14 protein-coding genes, 1 tRNA gene and 2 rRNA genes are annotated in these 25,690 nt (G+C 69.3%); 12 read left to right on the top strand and 5 right to left on the bottom strand.

What is annotated here, in order from left to right:
- From ACIBB8_RS07165 to ACIBB8_RS07155, 3 genes are all read left to right on the top strand, one after another.
- Positions 1-73 (top strand): 23S ribosomal RNA (locus ACIBB8_RS07165); the annotation flags it as partial.
- 79 nt (positions 74-152) lie between these two features.
- A 5S ribosomal RNA gene (rrf, locus tag ACIBB8_RS07160) occupies positions 153-269 on the top strand.
- A gap of 197 nt (positions 270-466) precedes the next feature.
- Positions 467-539, top strand: a tRNA-Thr gene (locus ACIBB8_RS07155).
- Positions 540-583: 44 nt separating this feature from the next.
- Here ACIBB8_RS07155 and ACIBB8_RS07150 read toward each other — a convergent pair.
- Entirely contained in the window at positions 584-1,489 is a 906-nt protein-coding gene (locus ACIBB8_RS07150; RefSeq protein WP_398949410.1) for an oxidoreductase, read from the bottom strand.
- Between the two features lie 41 nt (positions 1,490-1,530).
- Positions 1,531-4,158, bottom strand: a complete 2,628-nt coding sequence (locus ACIBB8_RS07145) for a SpoIIE family protein phosphatase (RefSeq protein WP_398949409.1) — start codon at positions 4,156-4,158, stop codon at positions 1,531-1,533.
- Between the two features lie 401 nt (positions 4,159-4,559).
- On the opposite strand from ACIBB8_RS07145, the gene ACIBB8_RS07140 reads away from it, so the two are divergent.
- The 9 genes from ACIBB8_RS07140 to ACIBB8_RS07100 all read left to right on the top strand — a co-directional run bounded on the left by ACIBB8_RS07140 (position 4,560) and on the right by ACIBB8_RS07100 (position 18,943).
- Positions 4,560-9,989 carry a HAMP domain-containing protein gene (locus ACIBB8_RS07140; protein ID WP_398949408.1) on the top strand — a complete coding sequence of 1,810 codons (5,430 nt, stop codon included), beginning with the start codon at positions 4,560-4,562 and terminating at the stop codon, positions 9,987-9,989.
- A gap of 244 nt (positions 9,990-10,233) precedes the next feature.
- Entirely contained in the window at positions 10,234-10,911 is a 678-nt protein-coding gene (locus ACIBB8_RS07135; protein ID WP_358858908.1) for a response regulator, read from the top strand.
- Positions 10,912-11,077: 166 nt separating this feature from the next.
- Positions 11,078-13,840 carry a DNA translocase FtsK gene (locus tag ACIBB8_RS07130; RefSeq protein ID WP_398949407.1) on the top strand — a complete coding sequence of 921 codons (2,763 nt, stop codon included), beginning with the start codon at positions 11,078-11,080 and terminating at the stop codon, positions 13,838-13,840.
- 204 nt (positions 13,841-14,044) lie between these two features.
- The gene (locus ACIBB8_RS07125; RefSeq protein ID WP_398949406.1) at positions 14,045-14,845 is read left to right on the top strand and encodes a helix-turn-helix domain-containing protein; all 801 of its coding nucleotides are present in this window, start codon (positions 14,045-14,047) and stop codon (positions 14,843-14,845) included.
- 123 nt (positions 14,846-14,968) lie between these two features.
- Entirely contained in the window at positions 14,969-16,447 is a 1,479-nt protein-coding gene (gene rimO / locus ACIBB8_RS07120; RefSeq protein ID WP_366138275.1) for a 30S ribosomal protein S12 methylthiotransferase RimO, read from the top strand.
- Positions 16,444-17,148 carry a CDP-diacylglycerol--glycerol-3-phosphate 3-phosphatidyltransferase gene (gene pgsA, locus ACIBB8_RS07115; protein WP_398949405.1) on the top strand — a complete coding sequence of 235 codons (705 nt, stop codon included), beginning with the start codon at positions 16,444-16,446 and terminating at the stop codon, positions 17,146-17,148. Before rimO ends, pgsA begins: the two co-directional genes overlap by 4 nt.
- Positions 17,145-17,654: a CinA family protein gene (locus ACIBB8_RS07110; RefSeq protein ID WP_398949404.1), complete on the top strand. Its 510-nt coding sequence runs from the start codon at positions 17,145-17,147 to the stop codon at positions 17,652-17,654. The genes pgsA and ACIBB8_RS07110 overlap by 4 nt, the downstream gene beginning before the upstream one ends.
- Positions 17,655-17,763: 109 nt before the next feature.
- On the top strand, positions 17,764-18,147 hold the full coding sequence (locus ACIBB8_RS07105) for a helix-turn-helix domain-containing protein (protein ID WP_018105285.1): 384 nt from the start codon (positions 17,764-17,766) through the stop codon (positions 18,145-18,147).
- A 481-nt stretch (positions 18,148-18,628) separates the two neighbouring features.
- The gene (locus ACIBB8_RS07100; protein ID WP_398949403.1) at positions 18,629-18,943 is read left to right on the top strand and encodes a hypothetical protein; all 315 of its coding nucleotides are present in this window, start codon (positions 18,629-18,631) and stop codon (positions 18,941-18,943) included.
- Here the strand turns inward: ACIBB8_RS07100 and ACIBB8_RS07095 are convergent.
- From ACIBB8_RS07095 to ACIBB8_RS07085, 3 genes are all read right to left on the bottom strand, one after another.
- On the bottom strand, positions 18,891-19,655 hold the full coding sequence (locus tag ACIBB8_RS07095; protein WP_398949402.1) for an SDR family NAD(P)-dependent oxidoreductase: 765 nt from the start codon (positions 19,653-19,655) through the stop codon (positions 18,891-18,893). The genes ACIBB8_RS07100 and ACIBB8_RS07095 overlap by 53 nt on opposite strands.
- Positions 19,656-19,691: 36 nt before the next feature.
- Positions 19,692-20,492 (bottom strand): DNA-formamidopyrimidine glycosylase family protein, encoded by an 801-nt coding sequence (locus ACIBB8_RS07090; RefSeq protein WP_398949401.1) that lies wholly within the window; start codon positions 20,490-20,492, stop codon positions 19,692-19,694.
- A gap of 460 nt (positions 20,493-20,952) precedes the next feature.
- Positions 20,953-25,620: a DEAD/DEAH box helicase gene (locus ACIBB8_RS07085; RefSeq protein ID WP_398949400.1), complete on the bottom strand. Its 4,668-nt coding sequence runs from the start codon at positions 25,618-25,620 to the stop codon at positions 20,953-20,955.
- Positions 25,621-25,690 lie beyond the last annotated feature (70 nt).

The following is a 25,690-nucleotide window of genomic DNA, read 5'->3' as shown; positions in this document are numbered from 1 at the left end:
GTTGATAGGCCAGATGTGGAAGCCCGGTAACGGGTGGAGCTGACTGGTACTAATAGGCCGAGGGCTTGTCCTCAGTTGCTCGCGTCCACTGTGTTAGTTCTGAAATAACGAACGGCCGTGTTGTTGTCCGGTGTTGGTTAATTTCATAGTGTTTCGGTGGTCATTGCGTTAGGGAAACGCCCGGTTACATTCCGAACCCGGAAGCTAAGCCTTTCAGCGCCGATGGTACTGCAGGGGGGACCCTGTGGGAGAGTAGGACGCCGCCGAACAATTATTCCGGGAAAGCCCCGCACCTCTGGTGCGGGGCTTTTCTGCGTTCACGAGGCCGGCCGTCCTCACGTCCCTGGTCGTCGCGTCCCTGCAGTGCCCGCTGCTTCGCGTGGCTGGTCTTTCGGATGTCCTCGCGCGTGGTTATGCATTTCCCCGAATTCGGGGTATGCTCTATCTCGTTGCCGCAGGGCAGCAGGCCCCAATAGCTCAGTCGGTAGAGCGTCTCCATGGTAAGGAGAAGGTCTACGGTTCGATTCCGTATTGGGGCTCAATCAAAGCGAAAGGTCCTCACCACTGGTGGGGACCTTTCGCTTTACCCATGGAACGAGCCGAGGCGAGCCAGTTCGCCTGCTGAAAGGCGCAGCGCGGCCGCGGCCACGTTCTCCATGAGGTGGTCCGGATTGCCGGTCCCAGGGATGGCCAGCACGTGCGGACCCTGTTGCAGAGTCCAGGCCAGGCGGACCTGTGCGACCGTCGCGCTGTGCGCGCGAGCGATGGTGCGCAACACCTCGTCGCCGCTCCAGTCGGCGGCACGGGCCCCCCGCTCGCGGCCTTCGCCTGCGATGGCGAAGAAGGGCACGAAGGCGATGCCCTGTTCTCCGCAGAGCCGCAGGATGGCATCGGCATCCGCGGACCTGGACTGGAGGCCGTAGCGGTTCTGCACGCAGACCACCGGGGCCACGGACTGTGCCTCGGCGAGGTGTTCGCTGTTGATGTTGGAGATGCCGAGGTGGCGGATGAGGCCGGCCTCGCGGAGTTCGGCCAGGGCGGCGAAGTGCTCGGAGACCGAATCCTGGCCCATGAGACGGAGGTTGACCACGTCGAGGTGGTCGCGGCCCAGCTGGCGCAGGTTCTCCTCCACCTGGCCGCGCAACTCCTCCGGCCGGGCATGGGGCTGCCATGCGCCCGACGGGTCCCGTACCGGGCCGACCTTGGTGGTGATGACCAGTTCCTTGGGATACGGCGCAAGTGCCCGGTTGATCAGCTCGTTGGCCGAGCGCAGCGACGAGAAATAGAACGCTGCGGTGTCGATGTGGTTCACACCGAGCTCGACCGCGCGCCGGAGCACTCCGATCGACTGCTCACGGTTGCTCGGCGTACCGAGGTCGAAAGCGGCGCTGCCGGTCAGGCGCATTGCGCCGAAACCGAGACGGTTGACGGTCAGGTCGCCGAGCTGCCACGTGCCCGCGGCATCCGCGGTGATCGTTTCTGTGGTCATGACCCGGAGTCTGTCAGAGGCGACTCACCGGTGAAGCGCAGTCAGGCGGCGGGCGGTTCAGGGACACGCATGGCCAGGATGGCCATGTCGTCGGAGGCGGGGTCGGCGGCGAAGCGCTCCACGGCCCGCAGGACACGGCCCGCCACCGCGCCGGCCGTCAGGCCCGTACATCCTGTGAGCACATCGGCCAGACCGTCGTCGCCGAGCATGCGAGTGCCTTCACGGCGTTCCGTGACGCCGTCCGTCACGCACAGCAGGACGTCGCCCGGGTCGAGGGTGACGGTCTGTTCGTACAGTTCGAGGTCCTCGATGACGCCCAGCAGTGGCTGCGGTTCGGCCGCGGCCTCGACGGTGCCGTCCTGCCGCAGGCGCAGCGGAAGAGGATGCCCGGCGCACACCACCTTCAGCAGGGCGCTGCCGTCCTCCTGAGGCCACAGTTCCCCGTAGAGCAGGGTGAGGAAACGACTGCGGGAGCCCTCGTCGAGGATCGCGGCGTTGAGGCGCTCCAGAACGGCGGGACCGCCGAAGCCCTCGCGGGCGAGCAGGCGCAGGGCGTGGCGCGCCAGCCCTGTGACGGCCGCGGCCTCCGGGCCCGTACCGCAGACGTCACCGATGGCGAAACCGTAGGCGCCGTCGCGGATCGGGAAGACGTCGTAGAAGTCGCCACCGACTTCGTTGCCCTCGCCCGCGGCCCGGTAGATGACCTCGATCTCGACATTGGGGACGTCGGGCAGGCCCGGGGGCAGCAGGCTGCGCTGGAGGGACTGGCTGATCGCCACGCGTTCCGAGTAGAGGCGGGCGTTGTCGAGGGCGAGCGCGGCGCGACGGGAGAGGTCCTCGGCGAGTTCGAGGATCTCTTGACGGAAGTGGTCGTCGGACGGCTTGCCGAGCGTGAGCATGCCGATGACGCGGTTGCGGGCGACGAGAGGGAGGACCACTGTCTCGCCTCCCACCGCGGCCGCGGTGGCCAGGATCGTACGGATGCCGGAGTCGAGACCGTCTGCCTGGTCGCGGCCGAGGCTGCGCATGGAGGCGCGCAGGGCGGCCTCATGGGCCGCCTCGGAGGGGGCGGCCCAGACGCGGGCGCCAGGAGTCGGCACGGGGTCAGGCGGGGAGATCTTGGAGAGCAGGTCTTTGAGACCGTCGATGAGTTCTTCGTCCTCGTGGAGGACGTACGAGAGGTACGGCTCCGAGGACTGGTCGGCGATCGTGTAGACGGCGCACCAGGTGGCCAGGGTGGGGACCGTCATCTGGGCCATCAGGGCAAGTGTCTGGTCCCGGTCGAGGGTGCCGGCGAGGAGGTCGGACGCCTCGACGAGGAAGGACAGCGAACCGCGGCGGAGCCGTTCCAGTTCGCCGAGGCGAGCCGATTCGACGGCGAGCGCGATACGGTCCGCGGCGAACTGGAGACGCAGGGCCTCCTCGTTGGTGTACCGGCCGGGCGATTCCGTCGCGACGCCCAGGGACCCCGTGAGGCGTCCTTCGACCTTCAGCGGGACGGTCACGACGGAGCGCATTCCCGTGTCGCTGAGCAGCGGCACGGCGCCGGGGACGACCGTGAGGTCTTCGTGCACGGCCGGCATCCGGGCGGAGCCGTACCGACCCGCTCCTGCTTCCACAGGGACGCGGGCGAAACGCTGACGGGCGGACGGGAGGCCGGTCGTGGCCCGGACCTCCAGCTCGGTCTCGTCATCGGTGGCCAGCAGCAGGAAGGCGGAATCCGCGTCGAGCATGTCGCGGGCCCGTTCGACGGTGCGCTGGAGCAGCCCGTCGAGGTCGTCGGGGGCGGGGGAGCCGATGAACACCTCGAAGGGGTCCGTCGTGCGGCTCTCGGAGCCCGCGTCGGTGACCGGGGTGCGCACCGGTGACTGGAGTACGGCACGTTCGTGGTCGCGGACCAGAAGACAGACCGTGGACGGTTCGCCCTGGGTGTCGCGGACTCTGAGGTGAGAGGCGTACACGGGCATGGTGCGGCCGTCGGCGCCTCGGATGCCGTAACTGCCTTCCCAGCGGGAGAGCTGGAGCGCGTCGGCGATTCCGGTGCTGGTGCCGGGGGTGTGCGGCCAGGCGGTGAAGTCGGTGAGCTGTTTGCCGGTGACCTGTTCCGCGGAGTGGCCGAAGAGGAACGCGGCGTCGTCGTTCCACCCGGCGATGGAACCGGAGTGGTCGATCTGTACGACGGCGACCCGGACGCGCTCGTCCGCGACCGGGAGGAGGTCGACGGGGAGCAGCGGGCCCGCGGAACGGATGCCCACCGGGCGCTCGGGAAGATCGAGCTGGAACCAGACCTGTTTGCGCGCCGGGGTGTACTCGACGCCCCACCGGGAAGCGAGTGCCGCGCAGAGCAGCAGACCGCGGCCGCCCTCACGATCGGGGCTGCCGAAGTCGAGTCCGGTGCTCTGGAGCGGGATCTCCCGCTCCGGGTAGTGGTCGGAGACCTCGACCCGGACGCCGTCCTCCGTACGCAGGCACAGCACATCGGCGGCGGTGCCTGCATGCACCACAGCATTGGTCACGAGCTCGCTGGTGAGCACGACCGCGTCGTCGACGATGTCGGCGTACCCCCACCCCTGCAGGGTGTCACGGACAAAGGCGCGGGCGGTCGCGACGGAGCGCCCGGCCGGGTCGAAGGTGGCAGCCGCGCGCGCGGTGATCACAGCACTCCCCATATGGTGTCTCGTCGCTTCCCCGAGTCCTGTGCCCGTTTCTCGCCGCTTCGATTCGCCTGCCAGGCTAGACGCTCGCTCCCGGTGTCGGGTACACGAGGGCCGACTTCGGGCAAGCGCGACCAGGAAACGGTGTCTGGTCGGACAAGTGTGGTCTTCTCAACGGAGGGATGCGGGACAACCGTTGGAGGTTCCACCTCGATCAGTTCCGGCCTGGTAGCTTTCAACGATTTGACGTCCGCATGGTCACCCGTCGACGGTGGACCGTGGCGGTGAGCCAATGTGGAACTGGGCAAGATCCCAGGCAAGGCCCGAGCGATACGGTCAACCCCTGCGGGAGGGACACGGTGGAGTCTGGCGTGGCGGCGCGGGGATCAGCAACGCGCACAAAAGGCGGACAGTCCGTGAAGAAGCAGCGCAATGGAACCATCGAAGTGGACGCCGCGGCACTCAACAGACTGCTGGCCGGCCTGGTGGCGATGCGCGACGGGAATTTCCGCAGGCGTCTGACCGTCTCCGGCGAGGGGCCGTTGGCAGAGATCTCGGCGGTCTTCAACGAGGTCGCCGACCGCAATCTCCACCTCACCGGCGAGCTGGCCCGGGTACGTCGGGTGGTCGGGCGTGAGGGGAAGCTCACCGAGCGCCTGGAGACAGGGGCCTGCGAGGGCTCGTGGGCCGCGGCCATCGATGCGTCGAACGAGTTGGTCGACGACCTGGCGCGGCCGGTCTCGGAGGTCGGGCGGGTGCTGTCGGCGGTGGCCGACGGTGATCTGGAACAGCGGATGGAACTCCGGTCGCACACGGCCGACGAGACCGTGCGCCCGCTGCGCGGCGAGTTCCTGAAGGTGGCCCGTACGGTCAACAATCTGGTCGACCAGTTGTCGGCATTCACCGAGCAGGTGACGCGGGTCGCGGTCGAGGTGGGTACCGAGGGCAAGCTGGGCGGACAGGCCCAGGTGCGCGGAATGTCCGGTTCCTGGAAGGACCTCACGGACTCCGTCAACACCATGGCGTACCGGCTGACCGCGCAGGTGCGGGATATCGCCCTGGTGACGACGGCGGTCGCCAAGGGCGATCTGTCGCGGAAGGTCACCGTGCACGTGGCCGGCGAGATGCTGCAGCTGAAGAACACCGTCAACACGATGGTCGACCAGCTGTCGTCGTTCTCCTCCGAGGTGACCCGGGTCGCCCGTGAGGTGGGCACGGAGGGGGAGCTCGGCGGGCAGGCGACGGTCCCCGGTGTGGCCGGGGTGTGGAAGGACCTCACCGACTCCGTCAACACGATGGCCGGGAACCTCACCTCGCAGGTGCGCGGGATCGCGGAGGTGACGACGGCGGTCGCCAGCGGCGACCTGTCGCAGAAGGTCACCGTGAGCGCCCGTGGCGAGGTGGCGCAGCTCGCCGAGACGATCAACCAGATGACCGAGACGCTGCGGACCTTCGCGGACGAAGTGACGCGAGTGGCCAGCGAGGTCGGTGGCGAGGGGCTGCTCGGCGGGCAGGCGCAGGTGCCGGGTGCGGCGGGCACCTGGAAGGACCTCACCGACTCGGTGAACACGGTCTTCCGGAACCTGACGACGCAGGTGCGGGACATCGCGCAGGTGACCACGGCGGTGGCCAGCGGTGACATGACGCAGAAGGTCACCGTGGATGTGGCCGGCGAGATGCTGGAGCTGAAGAACACCGTCAACACGATGGTGGACCAGCTCCAGTCCTTCGGTTCGGAAGTGACCCGGGTCGCCCGGGAGGTCGGTGTCGAGGGCCGGCTGGGCGGTCAGGCCGAGGTGCCGGGTGCGGCGGGTACGTGGAAGGACCTCACGGACTCGGTGAACACGGCGTTCCGGAACCTGACGGGTCAGGTGCGGGACATCGCGCAGGTGACGACCGCGGTCGCGAACGGTGATCTGTCGCAGAAGGTCACCGTGGATGTGGCCGGCGAGATGCTGGAGCTGAAGAACACCGTCAACACGATGGTGGCGCAGCTGTCGTCCTTCGCCGACCAGGTGACCCGGATGGCGCGGGACGTGGGCACGGAGGGCCGCCTCGGCGGTCAGGCGCGGGTCGACGGCGTCTCCGGTACCTGGAAGGAGCTCACCGACTCCGTCAACTTCATGGCCGGGAATCTGACCTCCCAGGTGCGTCAGATCGCGCAGGTGACCACGGCGGTCGCCCGGGGCGATCTGTCGCAGAAGATCGACGTGGACGCCCGAGGCGAGATCCTCGAACTGAAGAACACCATCAACACGATGGTGGACCAGCTTTCCGCTTTCGCCGACCAGGTGACCAGGGTGGCCCGCGAGGTGGGCACCGACGGTCGGCTCGGCGGCCAGGCGCAGGTCCCCGGCGTGGCCGGGGTGTGGCGCGATCTGACCGACTCGGTGAACGGCATGGCGGGGAACCTCACCGCTCAGGTCCGTAACATCGCGCAGGTCGCCACCGCGGTGGCGCGCGGTGACCTGTCCCAGAAGATCGACGTGGACGCCCGCGGCGAGATCCTGGAGCTGAAGAACACCCTCAACACGATGGTGGACCAGCTCTCGAACTTCGCCGAGCAGGTGACGCGGGTCGCCCGTGAGGTGGGTACGGAAGGCATCCTGGGCGGCCAGGCCGAGGTGCAGGGTGTGTCCGGTACGTGGAAGGACCTCACCCAGTCCGTCAACGGCATGGCGAACAACCTGACCTTGCAGGTCCGCAACATCGCCGAGGTCACCACCGCGGTCGCCAAGGGCGATCTCTCCAAGAAGATCACCGTCGACGCCAAGGGCGAGATCCTCGAACTGGTGACGACCGTCAACACGATGGTCGACCAGCTGCTCAACTTTGCCGACGAGGTGACGCGGGTCGCCCGTGAGGTGGGTACCGAGGGCATCCTGGGCGGTCAGGCGCGGGTGCGCGGTGCGACCGGCATCTGGAAGGACCTCAGCGACAACGTCAACCTGATGGCCAACAACCTGACCAGCCAGGTCCGGAACATCTCCCGGGTCTCGTCCGCGGTCGCCAACGGCGATCTGACCAAGAAGGTCACCGTCGAGGCACGTGGCGAGGTCGCCGAGCTCGCCGACACCGTCAACACGATGGTGACGACGCTGTCCTCGTTCGCCGACGAGGTGACGCGAGTCGCCCGCGAGGTGGGTACCGAGGGCGAGCTGGGCGGTCAGGCGCGGGTGCCGGGCGTCTCCGGTACGTGGAAGGACCTCACCGAGTCGGTGAACTCGATGGCGTCCAATCTGACCGGCCAGGTGCGCCAGATCGCCACGGTCACCACCGCCATCGCCAAGGGCGATCTCACCAAGAAGATCGACATCGACGCGCGTGGTGAGATCCAGGAGCTGAAGAACACCATCAACACGATGGTCGACCAGCTGTCGTCCTTCGCCGAGCAGGTGACCCGGGTGGCCCGTGAGGTGGGTACGGAGGGTCAGCTGGGCGGTCAGGCGCGGGTCCGGGACGTCGACGGAACCTGGCGCGATCTCACCGAGTCCGTGAACGAGATGGCCGGGAACCTGACCCGCCAGGTGCGGGCCATCGCGGCCGTCGCCACCGCAGTGACCCGTGGCGATCTCAACCTCAAGATCGATGTGGACGCGGCCGGCGAGATCCAGGCCCTGCAGGACAACATCAACACGATGATCGCCAACCTGCGCGACACCACGGCCACCAACAAGGAGCAGGACTGGCTCAAGGGCAACCTCGCCCGGATCTCCGGTCTGATGCAGGGACGCCGTGATCTCGACGACGTCGCCTCGCTGATCATGAGCGAGCTGACCCCGGTCGTCTCGGCGCAGCACGGGGCGTTCTTCCTGGCCATGCCGACCGGTGACACCGACGCGGTGGTGGCGGACGCGGACCAGGAGGGTGCGTACGTACTCCGCATGCGGGGCAGCTACGGCTACTCCGCAGGCTCGATGCCGACGTCCTTCCGGCCCGGCGAAACGCTCATCGGTACGGCGGCGGAGGAGAAGCGGACGATCCAGGTGGACAACGTGCCGCCGGGCTATCTCAAGATCTCCTCGGGCCTGGGCGAGGCACCGCCGGCGCATGTGATCGTGCTGCCGGTGCTCTTCGAGGGGCAGGTCCTCGGTGTGATCGAACTGGCCTCGTTCCAGCCGTTCACCCACATTCAGCGGGACTTCCTCAACCAGCTCGCCGAGATGATCGCGACCAGCGTCAACACGATCAGCGTCAACACCAAGACGGAGAAGCTCCTGGAGCAGTCGCAGGAGCTGACCGAGCAGCTCCGCGACCGCTCGGAGGAGCTGGAGAACCGGCAGAAGGCGCTCCAGGCATCCAACGCCGAACTGGAGGAGAAGGCCGAACTGCTGGCCCGGCAGAACCGTGACATCGAGGTGAAGAACACCGAGATCGAGGAGGCGCGGCAGGTCCTGGAGGAGCGTGCCGAACAGCTTGCGGTCTCGATGCGGTACAAGTCCGAGTTCCTGGCGAACATGTCGCACGAGCTGCGCACGCCGCTCAACTCACTGCTCATCCTGGCCAAGCTGCTCGCGGACAACGCCGAGGAAAATCTCTCCCCGAAGCAGGTGGAGTTCGCCGAGACGATCCACGGCGCAGGTTCCGACCTGCTGCAGCTGATCAACGACATCCTCGATCTGTCGAAGGTCGAGGCGGGCAAGATGGACGTCAGCCCGACCCGGATCGCACTCGTCCAGCTGGTCGACTACGTGGAGGCGACCTTCCGGCCGCTCACTGCCGAGAAGGGGCTCGACTTCTCCGTACGGGTGTCGCCGGAGCTTCCCGCCACGCTGCACACGGACGAGCAGCGTCTCCTCCAGGTACTGCGGAACCTCCTTTCCAACGCGGTGAAGTTCACCGACAGCGGCGCCGTCGAGCTGGTGATCCGGCCGGCCGGCGCGGATGTGCCGAACGCCATCCGCGAGCAGCTCCTGGAAGCCGGTTCGCTGCGCGACGCCGACGCCGATCTGATCGCGTTCTCGGTCGCCGACACCGGGATCGGGATCGCGTCGAGCAAGATGCTGGTGATCTTCGAGGCGTTCAAGCAGGCGGACGGTACGACCAGTCGCAAGTACGGCGGTACGGGGCTCGGGCTGTCCATCAGCCGGGAGATCGCCCGGCTGCTCGGTGGCGAGATCCATGCGTCGAGCGAGCCGGGCCGCGGCTCGACCTTCACGCTGTATCTGCCGCTGCACCTCAGCGAGCTGCCGGCGCAGGGCTACCCGCAGATCGGCCCCGGTTCCATCGAGGCGCACGGTGCCGTGTCCGGGAACGGTCCGGTTCCGGACGCGGGTTCGGGGACGGCGCTGCATGAAGCGGCCGGTTCCGCGGGGCTGTTCCGGCGGCGTCGCAAGGCACTCGGCGGGGTGGAGCGGCGGACCGCGCTGCCGCCCAGGACCGCCGGGCATGCCGAGCCGGCTGCGCCGGCTCAGGAGTCGTTGACCCAGTCCGGCCAGGAGGAGTCCGAGGCCCGCAGGGTCTTCCGGTTCAACGGCGAGAAGGTCCTCATCGTCGACGACGACATCCGTAACGTCTTCGCGCTCACCAGCGTGCTGGAGCAGCACGGGCTCTCGGTGCTGTACGCGGAGAACGGGCGCGAGGGCATCGAAGTCCTGGAGCAGCACGACGATGTGACGGTCGTGCTGATGGACATCATGATGCCGGAGATGGACGGCTACGCGACGACGACGGCGATCCGCAGGATGCCGCAGTTCGCCGGGCTGCCCATCATCGCGCTGACCGCGAAGGCGATGAAGGGCGACCGGGAGAAGGCGATCGACTCCGGTGCTTCCGACTATGTCACCAAGCCTGCCGATGCTGATCATCTGCTCTCCGTCATGGAGCAGTGGATGCGCGGAGAGTGATCGCCTCTGGAACGAATAGCGGTAAGTTGCTGATCGACTGCGCTCGAAGGGGTGTGAGAACGCGGTGGGCGGGGAACCTTCTGGTCTCCCACCGCGTTTCCGGTATGTGCACAGTGACATCGCGGTGACAGGGTGTGGTGACAGGCGGGGTGCGGCTACCATGACCGGCACAAGGACGGACGGCGTAAGGGAGTCGTCCCCTGGGGCGGCGCCCGGTGCAATTCCGGGGCGAGGAGGACGGGCCATGGTGCAGAAGGCCAAGATCCTCCTGGTCGATGACCGGCCGGAGAATCTGCTGGCGCTGGAGGCCATCCTCTCTGCGCTCGATCAGACGCTGGTACGGGCATCGTCAGGGGAGGAAGCGCTCAAAGCGCTGCTCACGGACGATTTCGCGGTCATTCTGCTGGACGTCCAGATGCCTGGGATGGACGGTTTCGAGACCGCCGCGCACATCAAGCGACGGGAGCGGACCCGGGACATCCCGATCATCTTCCTCACCGCGATCAACCACGGTCCGCACCACACCTTCCGGGGTTACGCGGCCGGCGCGGTGGACTACATCTCGAAGCCGTTCGATCCCTGGGTGCTGCGCGCCAAGGTCTCGGTCTTCGTCGAGCTGTACATGAAGAACTGCCAGTTGCGTGAACAGGCGGCGCTGTTGCGGCTACAGCTGGAGGGCGGCGGCCACCCCGGCGCCGGCCAGGAGAAGGAGCCTGCCGGTCTGCTGGCCGAGCTCTCGGCGCGCCTCGCGGCCGTCGAGGAGCAGGCGGAGGCGCTCTCCAAGCAGCTTGACGACGAGTCGGCGGACGCCGCCGCGGTGGCCACCGCGGCCCATCTCGAACGGAAACTGACCGGACTGAGGCGCGCGCTCGATGCGCTGGAGCCCGGCACCGGAAGCGGCACGGCCGCGCTTCCCTCATAACGCCGCCGCTCGCCGAACCCCCCGGCCCGGGAACCGGGTTCGGGGGCAGCCGCTCGATCCGCCCCTGGTGAGGGCGTGTCAGTTTCCGGTCTCTGCAGGACGACACGGTCGGGTGAACCAAGAGGGGCACGTGTTCACGGCGGCCAACACCGGTAACCTCGGCCCCATGGCCTCACGTACGTCCGGCAAGGGTTCCCAGGGCACGGCGGGCACCGCGAAGCGTCCCGGCCGTACCGCGGGCCCGGCGAAGAAAGCCGCGCCCGCGAAGAAGACCGCACCCGCGAAGAAGGCTCCGGCCAAGAAGGCGGTGGCGAAGAAGGCGGCTGCGCCCAAGCCCGCACCGTCTCCCACCGGGGGTGTGTACCGGTTGGTGCGCGCCGTCTGGCTCGGTGCGGCCCACGCCGTCGGCGCGATGTTCCGCGGCATAGGCCGCGGTGCCAAGGGACTCGATCCCGCACACCGCAAGGACGGCGTCGCGCTGTTGCTGCTCGGTCTCGCGCTGGTCGTGGCCGCGGGCACCTGGTCGAATCTGCGGGGTCCCGTCGGCGACCTTGTCGAGATGCTCGTCACCGGTGCCTTCGGGCGGCTCGATCTGCTCGTGCCCATACTGCTCGGTGCCATTGCCGTACGGCTGATCCTCTACCCCGAGAAGCCCGAGGCCAACGGCCGTATCGTCATCGGACTCTCGGCTCTGGTCATCGGTGTGCTCGGGCAGGTCCACATCGCGTGCGGATCGCCCGGCCGCGGAGACGGCACCGCGGCGATGCAGGACGCCGGCGGACTCATCGGCTGGGCCGCCTCCAAGCCGCTGGTCTTCACCATGGGCGAGGTCCTCGCCGTACCGCTGCTCCTGCTGCTCACTGTCTTCGGTCTGCTCGTCGTCACCGCGACCCCGGTGAACGCGATTCCGCAGCGGCTGCGGCTGCTCGGCTCCAGGCTGGGGATCGTCGACCCGGTGTACGACCCCGAGGCGGAGGGCGAGAGCGACGACGAGCGGTACGACGAGCAGTGGCGCGAGGCGCTTCCCGCCCGCTCGCGACGCCCGTCCGTGCGCCGCTCCGAGGCGCCCGAGGAGTACGCTCCCGAGCAGGCGGAGGCCGAGGCGCTCTCCAAGCGCCGCAGGCCGCGCAGGCCGTCCGTGCAGCCCGCGATGAACCGCACCATGGACGCGGTGGATGTCGCAGCGGCCGCGGCCGCGGCGCTCGACGGCGCGGTGCTCAACGGCATGCCGCCCTCGGCGATCGTCGCCGACCTGACCCAGGGCGTCTCCGTCGAGCGTGACCGCGCGCAGTCGGGCAATCCGGTGCCGGGCGCCCGTGAGGCGGAGCCGGGCACCGGGGCGGGGAAGGGTGCGGCGACCTCCGGCGGTGTACCCGATCTGACGAAGCCCGCCCCCGATCCGTCGCAGTCCCAGCCCTTGCCGGCCCGCGCCGAGCAGCTGCAGCTCTCCGGCGACATCACGTACGCGCTGCCCTCGCTCGACCTGCTGGAACGCGGCGGTCCGGGCAAGACGCGGAGTGCTGCCAACGACGCGATCGTCGCCTCCCTGACCAACGTCTTCACCGAGTTCAAGGTCGACGCCGCCGTCACCGGCTTCACCCGTGGACCGACGGTGACGCGGTACGAGGTGGAGCTCGGCCCGGCCGTGAAGGTCGAGCGGATCACCGCGCTGGCCAAGAACATCGCGTACGCCGTCGCCAGCCCCGACGTCCGGATCATCTCGCCGATCCCGGGGAAGTCCGCCGTCGGCATCGAGATCCCCAACACCGACCGGGAGATGGTCAACCTCGGCGATGTGCTGCGGCTCGCGGACGCGGCCGAGGACGACCACCCGATGCTGGTCGCGCTCGGCAAGGACGTCGAGGGCGGCTACGTGATGGCCAACCTCGCGAAGATGCCGCACGTACTGGTGGCCGGTGCGACCGGTTCCGGCAAGTCGTCCTGCATCAACTGCCTGATCACCTCGGTCATGGTGCGGGCGACCCCGGACGACGTGCGGATGGTACTGGTCGACCCCAAGCGCGTCGAACTGACCGCTTACGAGGGCATCCCGCACCTGATCACGCCGATCATCACCAACCCGAAGCGCGCCGCCGAGGCCCTGCAATGGGTCGTACGGGAGATGGACCTCCGGTACGACGACCTGGCCGCGTTCGGTTTCCGGCACATCGACGACTTCAACCAGGCCGTGCGCAACGGCAAGGTCAAGCCGCCGGAAGGCAGCGAGCGCGAGCTCTCGCCGTACCCGTATCTCCTGGTGATCGTCGACGAGCTCGCCGACCTGATGATGGTCGCTCCACGCGACGTCGAGGACGCCATCGTCCGCATCACCCAGCTGGCGCGCGCTGCCGGAATCCACCTGGTGCTCGCGACCCAGCGGCCGTCGGTCGACGTGGTCACCGGTCTGATCAAGGCGAACGTGCCATCCCGGCTCGCCTTCGCGACTTCGTCGCTCGCTGACAGCCGCGTGATCCTGGATCAACCCGGCGCCGAGAAGCTCATCGGAAAGGGCGACGGACTGTTTCTGCCGATGGGTGCCAACAAGCCCACCCGCATGCAGGGCGCCTTCGTCACCGAGGGCGAGGTCGCGGCCATCGTCCAGCACTGCAAGGATCAGATGGCGCCGGTCTTCCGCGAGGACGTGGTGGTCGGCTCCGCCAAGAAGAAGGAGATCGACGAGGACATCGGCGACGACCTCGACCTGCTCTGCCAGGCAGCCGAACTGGTCGTCTCCACCCAGTTCGGGTCCACCTCGATGCTCCAGCGCAAGCTGCGGGTCGGTTTCGCCAAGGCAGGCCGGCTGATGGATCTGATGGAGTCGCGCAACATCGTCGGACCGAGCGAGGGGTCCAAGGCGCGCGACGTCATGGTGAAACCGGACGAGCTGGATGGGGTGTTGGCCCAGATCCGCGGGGAAACAGCGTCGTAAGGGTGGGAAGAGCAACCGTTTCGTCGGGTCGTACGTCAATTTGACTGGAGGGACAGCAGAATGTACTTCCACGGGGCGGTCCGGTAAATGGGACAGTGTTCGAATCTGATGGCGTACAAAGTCCTCTCTCCCGGTTGCCCCACCCTTTCGTACCACCCCTAGACTGAACACCCAGCAGGTGGCTCACGCTCGAAAGGCGCCCCCGTGTCCATCGGCAACTCCCCCGAAGACGACCGGCCTTCGATCGGTCGAGTGCTCCAGCAGGCTCGAATCGCCGCAGGTCTCACGGTCGAAGAGGTCAGCTCGTCCACCCGGGTGCGCATCCCCATCGTGCACGCGATCGAAGAGGACGACTTCACCCGCTGTGGCGGCGATGTATACGCCCGCGGCCATATCCGTACGCTGGCGCGTGCAGTCGGCATCGATCCGGAACCACTGGTTTCGCAATACGACGGCGAGCACGGCGGCCGACCCGCGCCCACACCGGCGGCGCCGCTGTTCGAAGCCGAGCGGATCCGTTCCGATCCTCGTCGGCCCAACTGGACCGCCGCCATGGTCGCGGCGATCGTCGTCGTGATCGGCTTCGTCGGCTTCACCTTCTTGAAGGGTGGCGACGACGGCGGTACGAACACCCAGGTCGCGGAGGGCTCGACGCCCAACACGAACAGTCCCAAGCCCAAGTCCACCAAGACCTCAGCCCCCAAGCCCGCACCCTCCGACAGTGCCATCGCCGCGGCCCCGCGGGACAAGGTGACGGTCAAGCTCAGCGCCACTCAGGGCAAGAGCTGGATCTCCGCCAAGGACCACAACGGGCGGATGCTCTTCGACGGTCTGCTGCAGAAGGGCCAGTCCAAGACCTTCCAGGACAAGGAGCGCGTCGACCTCGTCCTCGGAGACGCCGGTTCGATCGAGCTCTTCGTCAACGGCAAGAAGGTCGAGGACAAGTTCCAGCCGGGTCAGGTCGAACGGCTCACGTACACGAAGGGCGACCCTGAGGTCGGCTGACCGACAGCACGTTGTGACACGAGCGCCCGGCTGTTCAGCCGGGCGCTCGACTCGTTGTTACTCGCTGTCACAGGGGAACCCTGCTCGGCGGGGCCCGTGCCAGGACAACGTAGTCTTGAGCCCATGCCCGAACGCCGTACCGTCGCCCTTGTCACTCTTGGCTGCGCCCGTAACGAGGTGGACTCGGAGGAGCTCGCAGGCCGCTTGGCAGCGGACGGCTGGGAGCTCGTCGAGGATGCCTCCGACGCGGATGTCGCCGTCGTCAACACCTGTGGGTTCGTCGAGGCCGCCAAGAAGGACTCCGTCGACGCACTCCTCGAAGCCAACGATCTGAAGGACCATGGCCGGACCCAGGCCGTGGTCGCCGTCGGCTGCATGGCCGAACGCTACGGCAAGGACCTTGCCGAAGCCCTGCCGGAAGCCGACGGAGTCCTCGGATTCGACGACTACGCCGACATCTCCGACCGCCTCCAGACCATCCTCAGCGGGGGCATCCACGCCTCCCACACCCCGCGTGACCGGCGCAAGCTGCTGCCGATCAGCCCGGCCGAGCGGCAGGACGCCGCCGTCGCGCTGCCCGGACACGCGCAGGAAGCCGCCCCGGCCCCCGCGGACCTCCCGGACGGCGTTGCTCCGGTCTCCGGGCCGCGCGCCCCGCTGCGCCGCCGGCTGGGCACCAGCCCGGTCGCCTCGGTGAAGCTCGCCTCCGGCTGCGACCGCCGCTGCTCGTTCTGCGCCATCCCGTCCTTCCGCGGTTCCTTCATCTCGCGGCGCCCCTCGGACGTGCTGCAGGAGACCCGCTGGCTGGCCGAGCAGGGCGTCAAGGAGGTCATGCTGGTCTCCGAGAACAACACCTCGTACGGCAAGGACCTCGGCGACATCCGGCTGCTGGAGACGCTGCTGCCGGAGCTCGCCGACGTCGACGGGATCGAGCGGATCCGGGTCAGCTACCTGCAGCCCGCCGAGATGCGGCCCGGTCTGATCGACGTACTGACCTCGACGCCGAAGGTCGCCCCGTACTTCGACCTCTCCTTCCAGCACTCCGCCCCCGGTGTGCTGCGGGCGATGCGCCGCTTCGGCGACACCGACCGCTTCCTGGAGCTTCTGGAGACCATCCGGAACAAGGCGCCGCAGGCCGGTGCGCGGTCGAACTTCATCGTGGGCTTCCCCGGGGAGACCGAGGCGGACCTCGCCGAGCTGGAACGCTTCCTCACGGGCGCACGGCTCGACGCGATCGGCGTCTTCGGTTACTCCGACGAGGAGGGCACCGAGGCGGTCGGTTACGACAACAAGCTGGACGCCGACGTCATCGCGGAGCGGCTCGCGCACATCTCGCAGCTGGCCGAGGAGCTGACCTCGCAGCGTGCCGAGGAGCGGCTCGGGGAGTCCCTGCAGGTGCTGGTCGAGTCCGTCGACCCCACCGAGGACGAGCCGCGCGCGGTGGGGCGTGCTGCGCACCAGGCACCCGAAACGGACGGCCAGGTGCTCTTCACCGCACGCGAGGGTCTCGCGCCGGGCCGTATGGTCGAGGCAAAGGTGGTGGGCACCGAAGGAGTGGACCTGGTGGCCGAGTGTTCCGAGCTTGCGGAGGCGGCCAGATGACGGGAGTCCCGGCATCCGCGGCAGGCGGTTCCGGCGCGAAGCCGGTCCGCGGCGGCAAGCTGGGCGCTGCGGCCGTCAACCAGGCCAGCCTGTGGAACATCGCCAATATCCTCACCATGGCGCGGCTGCTGCTGGTGCCGGGTTTCGTTGTGCTGCTGCTCCACGACGGCGGCTACGACCCCGCCTGGCGGTCCTTCGCCTGGGCGGCGTTCGCCATCGCCATGATCACCGACCTCTTCGACGGTCATCTGGCGCGTACGTACAACCTGGTCACCGACTTCGGGAAGATCGCCGACCCGATCGCCGACAAGGCGATCATGGGGGCCGCGCTGATCTGTCTGTCGTACCTCGGTGATCTGCCGTGGTGGGTCACCGGCCTGATCCTCTTCCGCGAGATCGGCATCACGCTGATGCGGTTCTGGGTGATCCGGCATGCGGTGATCCCGGCCAGTCGCGGCGGGAAGATGAAGACGCTGGCACAGGGGACGGCCGTCGGGATGTACATCCTGGCGCTGACCGGCCCGCTCGCCACACTGCGCTTCTGGGTGATGGCGGTGGCCGTCGTGCTGACGGTCGTCACCGGACTCGACTACGTGCGTCAGGCCGTGGTGCTGCGGCGCCAGGGTCTGGCGGCCGAACGGGCCGCAGCGGCGGCTGCCGAGGCGGCCGAGGTCCGTGGCCCGGCGGAGGCCGAGCGGTGACTGCCGCGGCCCGGGTGCTGCAGCAGCTCGTACGGCGAGGGGAGACCCTCGCCGTCGCCGAGTCGCTGACCGGCGGCCTGGTTGCGGCGGAGCTCACTTCCGTACCCGGTGCCTCGCGCTCCTTCCGCGGGTCCGTGACGGCCTACGCGACGTCCCTGAAGCGGGATGTGCTGGCCGTGGACGGGGCCCTGCTGGCAGCGCGCGGAGCCGTGGATCCCGAGGTCGCCCGACAGATGGCGATCGGTGTCCGGCGGATTCTCGGTGCAGACTGGGGAGTGGCGACGACCGGCGTCGCGGGACCCGATGAACAGGACGGAAAGCCGGTCGGCACGGTCTACGTCGCTGTGGCGGGACCGGAGGGCGCGGAGAAAGTGGCCGCGCTGCGGTTGAACGGTGACCGGGCGGACATCCGTAGAAAGAGCGTACGGAGCCTGCTCGAACTGCTCTCCGGAGAACTCGACGACAATGCGAGCGCACAGGATACGGAACAGAACGGGGGGAATTGATGTTTGCAGCCCTGAGTGAACACGACATCGCTCCCCGCACGGCCGCAGCGCGAGGCGGTACGGTGGGGCGTGAAGGATGCGGCTACGCGGTCCGAGGAGGGAGCCACCGATGATTCTGCTCCGTCGCCTGCTTGGTGACGTGCTGCGTCGGCAGCGCCAGCGCCAAGGCCGTACTCTGCGCGAAGTCTCCTCGTCCGCCCGAGTCTCGCTCGGCTATCTCTCCGAGGTGGAGCGGGGGCAGAAGGAGGCATCCTCCGAGCTGCTCTCCGCCATTTGCGACGCGCTTGACGTACGGATGTCCGAGCTCATGCGTGAAGTGAGCGATGAGCTGTCGCTGGCTGAGCTGGCCGAGTCGGCAGCAGCCAGCGATCCGGTGCCAGTGCCGGTACGCCCAATGCTCAATTCCGTCTCCGTGACGTCGGTGGCAGGTGTGCCGACGGGAAGGGTGACGATCAAGGCACCCGCGGAAGCGGTGGATGTCGTCGCCGCCTGACCCGCGCGGTCCGGTGTGAACCAGAGCCCCGGTCGGCCCCCTTCGCGGGGGTGGCCGGGGCTCTGGTGTGTGCGGACGCCGCCGTCAGGGACTCGCGCGCCCTTCCGGACGGGTGTGCCGGTCAACGAAGCTTGTGTCCTCAGGGCGCCCTGCGTCCGGAGCACCGCTTCAGCTCAACCACCGCGTAGAAGTAGCTGCCCCCGACGGCGACACCAGAGATTCTGGATGCGGCTCCGGTGGTCCCGGGCGAGACTGCAGAGGGGAACACCACGGTCACCGAGATCGCAGTGCCTGAGCGGTATCGGTTCCGGAGCGCTGTTCCCTGCGCAGCTCGGGCCGTCAACCTGCGGCAGCACGCCTGGACGAGCCAGACGGAGAGCGCGTAACGGTGTCCGCCCCCGGACAAGCGCGCCGGTACTGCGCCGGTACGCCCTCCCGCTGGGCGATCGGGCCGGACTAGGTTCGGCCGGAGGAGGCAGCCATGGTACGGAGATGGGTGCCCGCGCTCGTTCTCGGCGGAGTGTGGTGGTGGGCCGTGCTCCGGCTGGTCCTTCAGCCGGAACATGCCGGGCTGGTCGAGGGCGCGGTGACGGCGGGCGGGTGGGGGCTCAGCCTCCTGCCCGTCCATGTGGCCGCGAGCGTCCGGCCCACGGGAACGCTCAGGGCGCGTGCGGAGGCGATCGGTGCTGCCGCGGGCGCGTGGTGCGTGGCAGGGGTGCGCGGTGTCGAGACGGCCTGGCGTACTACCAGGGCATGGCGACGCCACCGTTCGGACGGAGAATCTGACCCGTCATGAAGGACGAAGCATCGGATGCGAGGTGCAGGACCGTGTGGGCGACATCCTCGGCCTCACCCACGCGGCCGAGCGGGGATATCCGTACCATCACGCCCTCGGCCCGGTGCTGCTGCTCTGCGTCGTGGCGGGCGGTCATCGGCGTACGGATCCAGCCGGGGGCGACAGCGTTGACGCGGATGCCCTGAGGGCCCAGCTCGGTCGCCAGAGTCCTGGTCAACTGGACGACCGCCGCCTTGGCCGCGCTGTAGCAGAGCAGGCCCGGACTTGAGGCGTCTACCGCGCCCGAGGCCATGGTGATCATCGAGCCCGGTGCGCCGCGCGCGATCATGCTGCGGGCGACTTCCTGGCACGCATACAGAACCCCCTTGAAATTGACGGCCATGACCCGGTCGAGGTCCTCGTCAGCCGTCTCCAGAACGCTGCTCGTATGCATGATTCCGGCGACGGCGGCCAGGATGCCGACCTCACCCGCTGTGGTGACCGCACTCCTGAGCTGACTGCGGTCGGTGACGTCGAGGGGATGGGCGTGGGCTTCGCCACCTGCCGCAGTGATCATTTCCCGGGTCTCCAGCAGGCCCTTCTCGTCGAGGTCTGCGCAGTGGACGGCGGCTCCCGCCTCCGCGAGCAGGACGGCACAGGCTCGGCCGATGCCGCCGCCCGCTCCGGTGATGAACGCGGATCGGCCGGTGAGGTCGTACGCGGTGAGAGGCATGTCCGGACCGTACGGGTGGATCTGACGATGCGTCAACTATGGTGTGGGGCCTGATTGGCAACGTGGGCACCAGTAGGCGGGGCGGGTGTTCTGCTCCGCCACGCGGATGGGGGTGCCGCAGCGCAGACAGGGGCGGTGCGTCCTGCCGTAGACCCAGAGACGCTCACGGGGGCCGTAGCCGTTGGGCTGTGCTCGGGTGGTCGTGCGGACCGTGCGGTTGCGGTTGGCTTCGAGGAGCTGCTTGGCCGTGGCGACCAGACGGGCGGCGGTGGAGGCGGGCAGCTCACCGACGGGGAGCCAGGGGGTGGCGCGCGCGAGGAAGCAGAGCTCGGCCTTGTAGATGTTGCCGATACCGGCCAGGTTGCGCTGGTCGAGGAGGGCTTCGCCGAGGGGGCGGTCAGGGTCGGCCAGCAGGTTGCGCAGGGCGGTGTCGGGGTCCCAGCCGGGGCCCAGCAGATCGGGCCCGAGGTGGCCGACCGCCTTCTCCTCGTCGACTGTGCGGAGGAGTTCGAGAACGGGGAGCCGGTAGCCGACCGCGGTGTGGTGGGCGGTGGAGAGGACCGCGCGGATCTGGTGGTCCGGGCCGCCGCGCCAGCGCTCACGCGGAGTGTAGAGGCGCCAGGCGCCGTCCAGCCCGAGATGACTGTGCAGGGTGAGGCCGCCCTCGATCCGGGTGAGGAGATGCTTGCCGCGCGGGGTGACGTCGTGAACGGTCCGGCCCGTGAGGTCCGCCGTGGCGAAGCGGGGAACGCGCAGGTCGGAGTGGGTGAGGATCTGACCGGCCAGCGCGGTTTGCAGACGCTGGGCGGTCTGCAGGACGGTGTCTCCTTCGGGCATACCTCCATGATGCGTGGTGCGGGGCGGGTATGCGGGTGGGTATCGGTGGATGTGTGGGCTGAGAGCCTGTCGGGTGACCTTCGATCGGAGAGCAGACGCGGCGTGGTGCGTGCGATTCCAAGGCGCCGGAAGGTCCTCGGATGGGTTCTCCCCTGCTCGAACGAAGCTGAGAGATTGGGGAAGGAGCTGCTAGGGCCTGTTCTGAGTTCCCCGTCGTTCGCGCGAAGCGCGGGCGCAGCGGCGGTCGGTGCGTGCGATCGGCGTGCGGTGTCGCAGGTCGTGTGGCGGAGCCACCTGTCCTGCGGGGCCGTGCGGCGAGCGTGCGTGCGGGGCGTCGGGGCGCAGGCGGGGAACTCAGAACAGGCCCTAGGGGGCATTTCGGCAACGCCGGAAGCGTGCGTGCCACGCCGTGGCCGCCCGATCAGAGGGCGGCCGACAGGCTCTGAGGTGCGGTGCGGGGTCACGCGCGCAGGCGGAGGCCTCTTGGAGTGGCGTGGAATCCGGCCGTCTCCAGCGTGCGGCCCAGCGGCGAGGTCAGGGACGAGGCGCCGTTGGTGCGCTCCACCGTGACCGTGCCGAGCGCCCCGGCGCGCGCTGCACCGGCCAGCGCCTCAGCCGCCGCCCGGAGCGCGGGGTCCTCCGGGTCGGTCGGCCAAGCGAGCAGCGTCTTGCCGCCGCGCTCCATGTACAGCGTCAGTTCGCCGTCGACCAGGACGACCAGGGCACCTGCCTTGCGCCCCGGTCTGTGTCCGGCGCCGTCCGGCGGTTCGGGCCAGGACAGGGCCGCGCCGTACGCATTGGCCGGGTCGGCGGCCGCGAGAACCAGTGCGCGGGGCGCCGCGCCCATTTCCGCACGGTCGCGGGCGGTGGAGGCCGCACGGAGCCGGTCGACCGCGCCGTCCATCGCGAACTGGGCCGCCCCCAGACCCTCGACGACATAGCCGCGGCGGGCCTGCCCGTTGTCCTCGAAGGCGGCCAGGATCCGATACGTCGCGGCAAAGCCGCCCTCGACGCCTTCGGCCTGGACCGCGCCACGGGTCACCACACCGTGCCGGTCGAGGAGGGTGCGGGCCAGGGCGTGGGCGCGGTGCGTGGGATCGGGCTCGGTTCCGGTCAGCAGTGACCAACGGCCCGAGACGGTGGGCGGACCGGTGCGCGATGCGGGGCGGGCCGTGGCGGTGAGTGAGCCGTAACGGCCGCGTGGGACGCTGCGCTTGGCGCGGTGGGCCGTCGATCCCGCTGTGCGTCCGGAGCCGAGAAGTGAGCGCAGCGGAGCCAGCGTGTCGTTGGTCAGCCGGCCGGACCAGGTCAGGTCCCAGAGGGCATCGGCGAGTTGGGGATCGGTGCAGTCCGGGTGCGTGGTGGCGCGCACCTGATCGGCGATCTGCCGGAAGAACAGCCCGTATCCGCCGGTCAGTGCGGTGAGGACGGATTCGTGCAGCGAACTGAGTTCGAGAGGGTGCGGGGGCGGGAGGAGCAGGGGTGCGCTGTCGGCGAGATAGAGGGACAGCCAGCCGTCCTTCCCGGGAAGGGCACCGGCACCGGCCCAGATCACCTCGCCGGTGGTGGTGAGTTCATCGAGCAGGGCTGGGGTGTATCCCGTGATGCGTCCCGGCAGGATCAGCTTTTCCAGTGCCGACGCGGGGACGGGAGCGCCCTGCAACTGCTCGATGGCGCGGGCCAGTCCGTCGATTCCTCGCAGGCTGTTGTTCCCGAGATGCTGCCACTGCGGAAGGAAGCCGGCGAGGGCTGCGGGCGGGACCGGCTCCAGCTCTTGACGCAGGGCGGCGAGCGAGCGGCGGCGGAGCCGGCGCAGCACCGTGGCGTCACACCACTCCTGGCCGATGCCGGCGGGGTGGAACTCGCCCTGCACAATCCGGCCCGAGGCGGCGAGCCGCTGCAGCGCGCCGTCCGTGACGGCGATGCCGAGACCGAAGCGGGCAGCCGCCTGGGTGGAGGTGAACGGGCCGTGCGTGCGGGCATAGCGGGCAAGGAGATCGCCGAGCGGGTCCTTCACCGGCTCGGTGAACGCCTCCGGCACGCCGACCGGGAGGGCCGTGCCCAGCGCGTCCCGCAGCCGGCCTGCGTCCTCGATCGCCGCCCAGTGGTCGGCTCCGCCGATCCGGACCCGGATGGCCCGTCGGGCCGAGGCCAGCTCCGGGGCCCAGGGCTGCTCGGCGCCGCGCTCGGCCAACTCGGCCTCGGTGAGCGGGCCGAGGACGCGCAGCAAATCGGCGACGCCTTCGATGTCCTTGATCCGGCGGTCCTCGGTGAGCCACTGGAGTTCCTGCTGCAGCTCGCCCAGTACCTCGGCGTCGAGCAGCTCGCGCAGTTCCGCCTGGCCGAGAAGCTCGGCGAGGAGGTGGGAGTCCAGCGAGAGCGCGGCCGCCCGCCGCTCGGCCAGCGGCGAGTCGCCCTCGTACAGGAACTGCGCGACGTAACCGAAGAGGAGCGAGCGGGCGAAGGGCGAGGGCTCCTGGGTGGTCACCTCGACCAGACGGACGCGGCGTGCTTCGAGGTCGCCCATCAGCTCCACGAGCCCGGGAACGTCGAAGACGTCCTGAAGACATTCGCGGACCGCTTCGAGAACGATCGGGAAGGAGCCGAACTCAGAGGCCACCTGGAGGAGCTGGGCGGCACGCTGGCGCTGCTGCCAGAGCGGGGTGCGCTTGCCGGGGCTGCGACGGGGCAGCAGCAGGGCACGCGCCGCGCACTCGCGGAAGCGGGAGGCGAACAGGGCCGATCCGCCGACCTGGTCGGTGACGATCTGGTTGATCTCGCCCTGGTCGAAGGCGACGTCCGCGGCGCCGACCGGAGGCTGGTCGCTGTCGTATGCCGCGGCCAACGGGGCAGCCGCCTCCCGGACCGGGTTCCCGGACGGATCGAAGGACGGATCGAAATCCAGGAGGTCCAGGCCCATCATGTCGGCGTCGGGGAGCCGCAGCACGATGCCGTCGTCGGCATGCATCACCTGGGCATCCATGCCGTACCGCTCGGCGAGGCGCGCACTCAGAGCCAGCGCCCAAGGGGCGTGGACCTGCGCGCCGAAGGGGGAGTGCACGACGACCCGCCAGTCGCCCAGCTCGTCGCGGAAGCGCTCGACGAGGATGGTCCGGTCGTCGGGGACATGGCCGCAGGCGTCGCGCTGCTCGTCGATGTACGACAGGACGTTGTCGGCGGCCCAGGTGTCGAGACCGGCGGCGAGCAGCCGCGACCTGGCGTCCCCGGGCGACAGTCCGCCGATCTCGCGGAGGAACGCGCCCAGCGCGCGGCCGAGCTCCAGCGGGCGGCCCAGCTGGTCGCCCTTCCAGAACGGCAGCCGTCCCGGAACGCCCGGGGCGGGCGACACCAGGACCCGGTCGCGGGTGATGTCCTCGATCCGCCAGGACGTGGTGCCCAGGGTGAAGACATCGCCGACCCGGGACTCGTACACCATCTCCTCGTCCAGCTCGCCGACCCGGCCGCCGCCCTTCTTGGGGTCGGCCCCGGCGAGGAAGACCCCGAACAGCCCGCGGTCGGGGATCGTGCCGCCGGAGGTGACGGCGAGCCGCTGGGCGCCGGGGCGGCCCGTGACCGTACCGGCGACGCGGTCCCACACCACGCGCGGACGCAGCTCGGCGAAGGCATCGGACGGATAGCGGCCCGCCAGCATGTCCAGCACGGCAGTGAACGCCGACTCCGGGAGCGAGGCGAAGGGGGCCGCGCGGCGGGTCACGGCCAGCAGGTCGTCCACCTGCCAGGTGTCCAGGGCGACCATGGCGACCAGCTGCTGGGCCAGCACGTCCAGCGGGTTCGACGGGATCCGGAGCGCCTCGATCGCGCCTGTGCGCATCCGCTCGGTGACCACCGCCGACTGCACCAGGTCCCCCCGGTACTTCGGGAACACCACTCCGGTGGAGACCGCGCCGACCTGGTGGCCGGCCCGGCCGACCCGCTGCAGCCCGGAGGCGACCGACGGCGGTGACTCCACCTGGATCACCAGATCGACCGCGCCCATGTCGATGCCCAGCTCCAGGCTGGAGGTGGCGACCACGGCGGGCAGCCGGCCCGCCTTGAGGTCCTCCTCGACCTGGGCGCGCTGCTCCTTGGAGACCGAACCGTGGTGGGCGCGGGCGAGCAGCGCGGGGGCGCCCTTCGCCGCACCGGACTCGGCCATGATCCCGGCGGGGGAGTGGGCCTCCGGCATCGTTTCGCCGGTGGCTCGCTCGTAGGCGATCTCGTTGAGCCGGTTGCACAACCGTTCCGCGAGACGGCGGGAGTTGGCGAAGACGATGGTGGAGCGGTGTGCCTGGACGAGATCGGCGATCCGCTCCTCGACATGCGGCCAGATCGATGGCTTGTCCGCCTGGCCCGCCTGGTCCGGGTCCGTGGCGGGAGAACCGCCGAGCTCGCCCAGATCCTCCACCGGCACGACCACCGACAGGTCGAACTGCTTGGTGGACGGCGGCTGGACGATCTCCACCTTCCGCTGCGGGGAGAGGAACCGCGCCACCTCGTCGACCGGACGGACCGTCGCGGACAGACCGATCCGCCGCGCGGGACGCGGCAGCAGCTCGTCGAGGCGCTCCAGCGATACGGCGAGATGGGCGCCCCGCTTCGTACCGGCGACGGCGTGCACCTCGTCCAGAATCACCGTCTCGATCCCCGACAGCGCCTCGCGCGCCGACGACGTCAGCATCAGGAACAGCGACTCGGGGGTGGTGATCAGGATGTCCGGCGGGCGGGTCGCCATGGAGCGACGCTCGGCGGGCGGGGTGTCGCCCGACCGGATGGCCACCCGCACATCGGGCTCGGGCAGCCCGAGGCGCACCGATTCCTGGCGGATGCCGGTCAGCGGCGAGCGGAGGTTGCGCTCCACATCGACCGCGAGGGCCTTGAGCGGCGACACGTACAACACGCGGCAGCGCTTCTTCGCCTCGGCGGGCGGCGGAACGGCTGCCAGCCGGTCCAGCGCGGCGAGAAACGCGGCGAGCGTCTTGCCCGATCCGGTGGGCGCGACGACCAGCACGTCCGAGCCCTCGCCGATCGCCCGCCAGGCGCCCTCCTGCGCGGACGTCGGCGCGCTGAAGGCACCCGCGAACCAGCTGCGGGTGGCGGGGGAGAACGCATGGAGAGCAGAGCCGGCCATGTCCCCCATCGTGCACCCGACCACTGACAACGGACTGATGCCGGGGGTGACAAGGATCGGTACCCCAGGG

The sequence above is a fragment of the Streptomyces sp. NPDC051286 genome, from assembly GCF_044455345.1.
Taxonomy (GTDB): Bacteria; Actinomycetota; Actinomycetes; order Streptomycetales; family Streptomycetaceae; genus Streptomyces.
This window is presented reverse-complemented; position numbering and strand designations above follow the sequence as displayed.

What these genes read in the sequence shown, in the direction of transcription:
- ACIBB8_RS07150 (WP_398949410.1), bottom strand. Translation starts at nt 1,489, where the DNA reads ATGACCACAGAAACGATCACCGCGGATGCCGCGGGCACGTGGCAGCTC.
- ACIBB8_RS07085 (WP_398949400.1), bottom strand. Translation starts at nt 25,620, where the DNA reads ATGGCCGGCTCTGCTCTCCATGCGTTCTCCCCCGCCACCCGCAGCTGG.
- ACIBB8_RS07130 (WP_398949407.1), top strand. Translation starts at nt 11,078, where the DNA reads ATGGCCTCACGTACGTCCGGCAAGGGTTCCCAGGGCACGGCGGGCACC.
- pgsA (WP_398949405.1), top strand. Translation starts at nt 16,444, where the DNA reads ATGACGGGAGTCCCGGCATCCGCGGCAGGCGGTTCCGGCGCGAAGCCG.
- ACIBB8_RS07105 (WP_018105285.1), top strand. Translation starts at nt 17,764, where the DNA reads ATGATTCTGCTCCGTCGCCTGCTTGGTGACGTGCTGCGTCGGCAGCGC.
- ACIBB8_RS07145 (WP_398949409.1), bottom strand. Translation starts at nt 4,158, where the DNA reads ATGGGGAGTGCTGTGATCACCGCGCGCGCGGCTGCCACCTTCGACCCG.
- ACIBB8_RS07095 (WP_398949402.1), bottom strand. Translation starts at nt 19,655, where the DNA reads ATGCCTCTCACCGCGTACGACCTCACCGGCCGATCCGCGTTCATCACC.
- ACIBB8_RS07100 (WP_398949403.1), top strand. Translation starts at nt 18,629, where the DNA reads ATGGTACGGAGATGGGTGCCCGCGCTCGTTCTCGGCGGAGTGTGGTGG.
- ACIBB8_RS07135 (WP_358858908.1), top strand. Translation starts at nt 10,234, where the DNA reads ATGGTGCAGAAGGCCAAGATCCTCCTGGTCGATGACCGGCCGGAGAAT.
- ACIBB8_RS07090 (WP_398949401.1), bottom strand. Translation starts at nt 20,492, where the DNA reads ATGCCCGAAGGAGACACCGTCCTGCAGACCGCCCAGCGTCTGCAAACC.
- rimO (WP_366138275.1), top strand. Translation starts at nt 14,969, where the DNA reads ATGCCCGAACGCCGTACCGTCGCCCTTGTCACTCTTGGCTGCGCCCGT.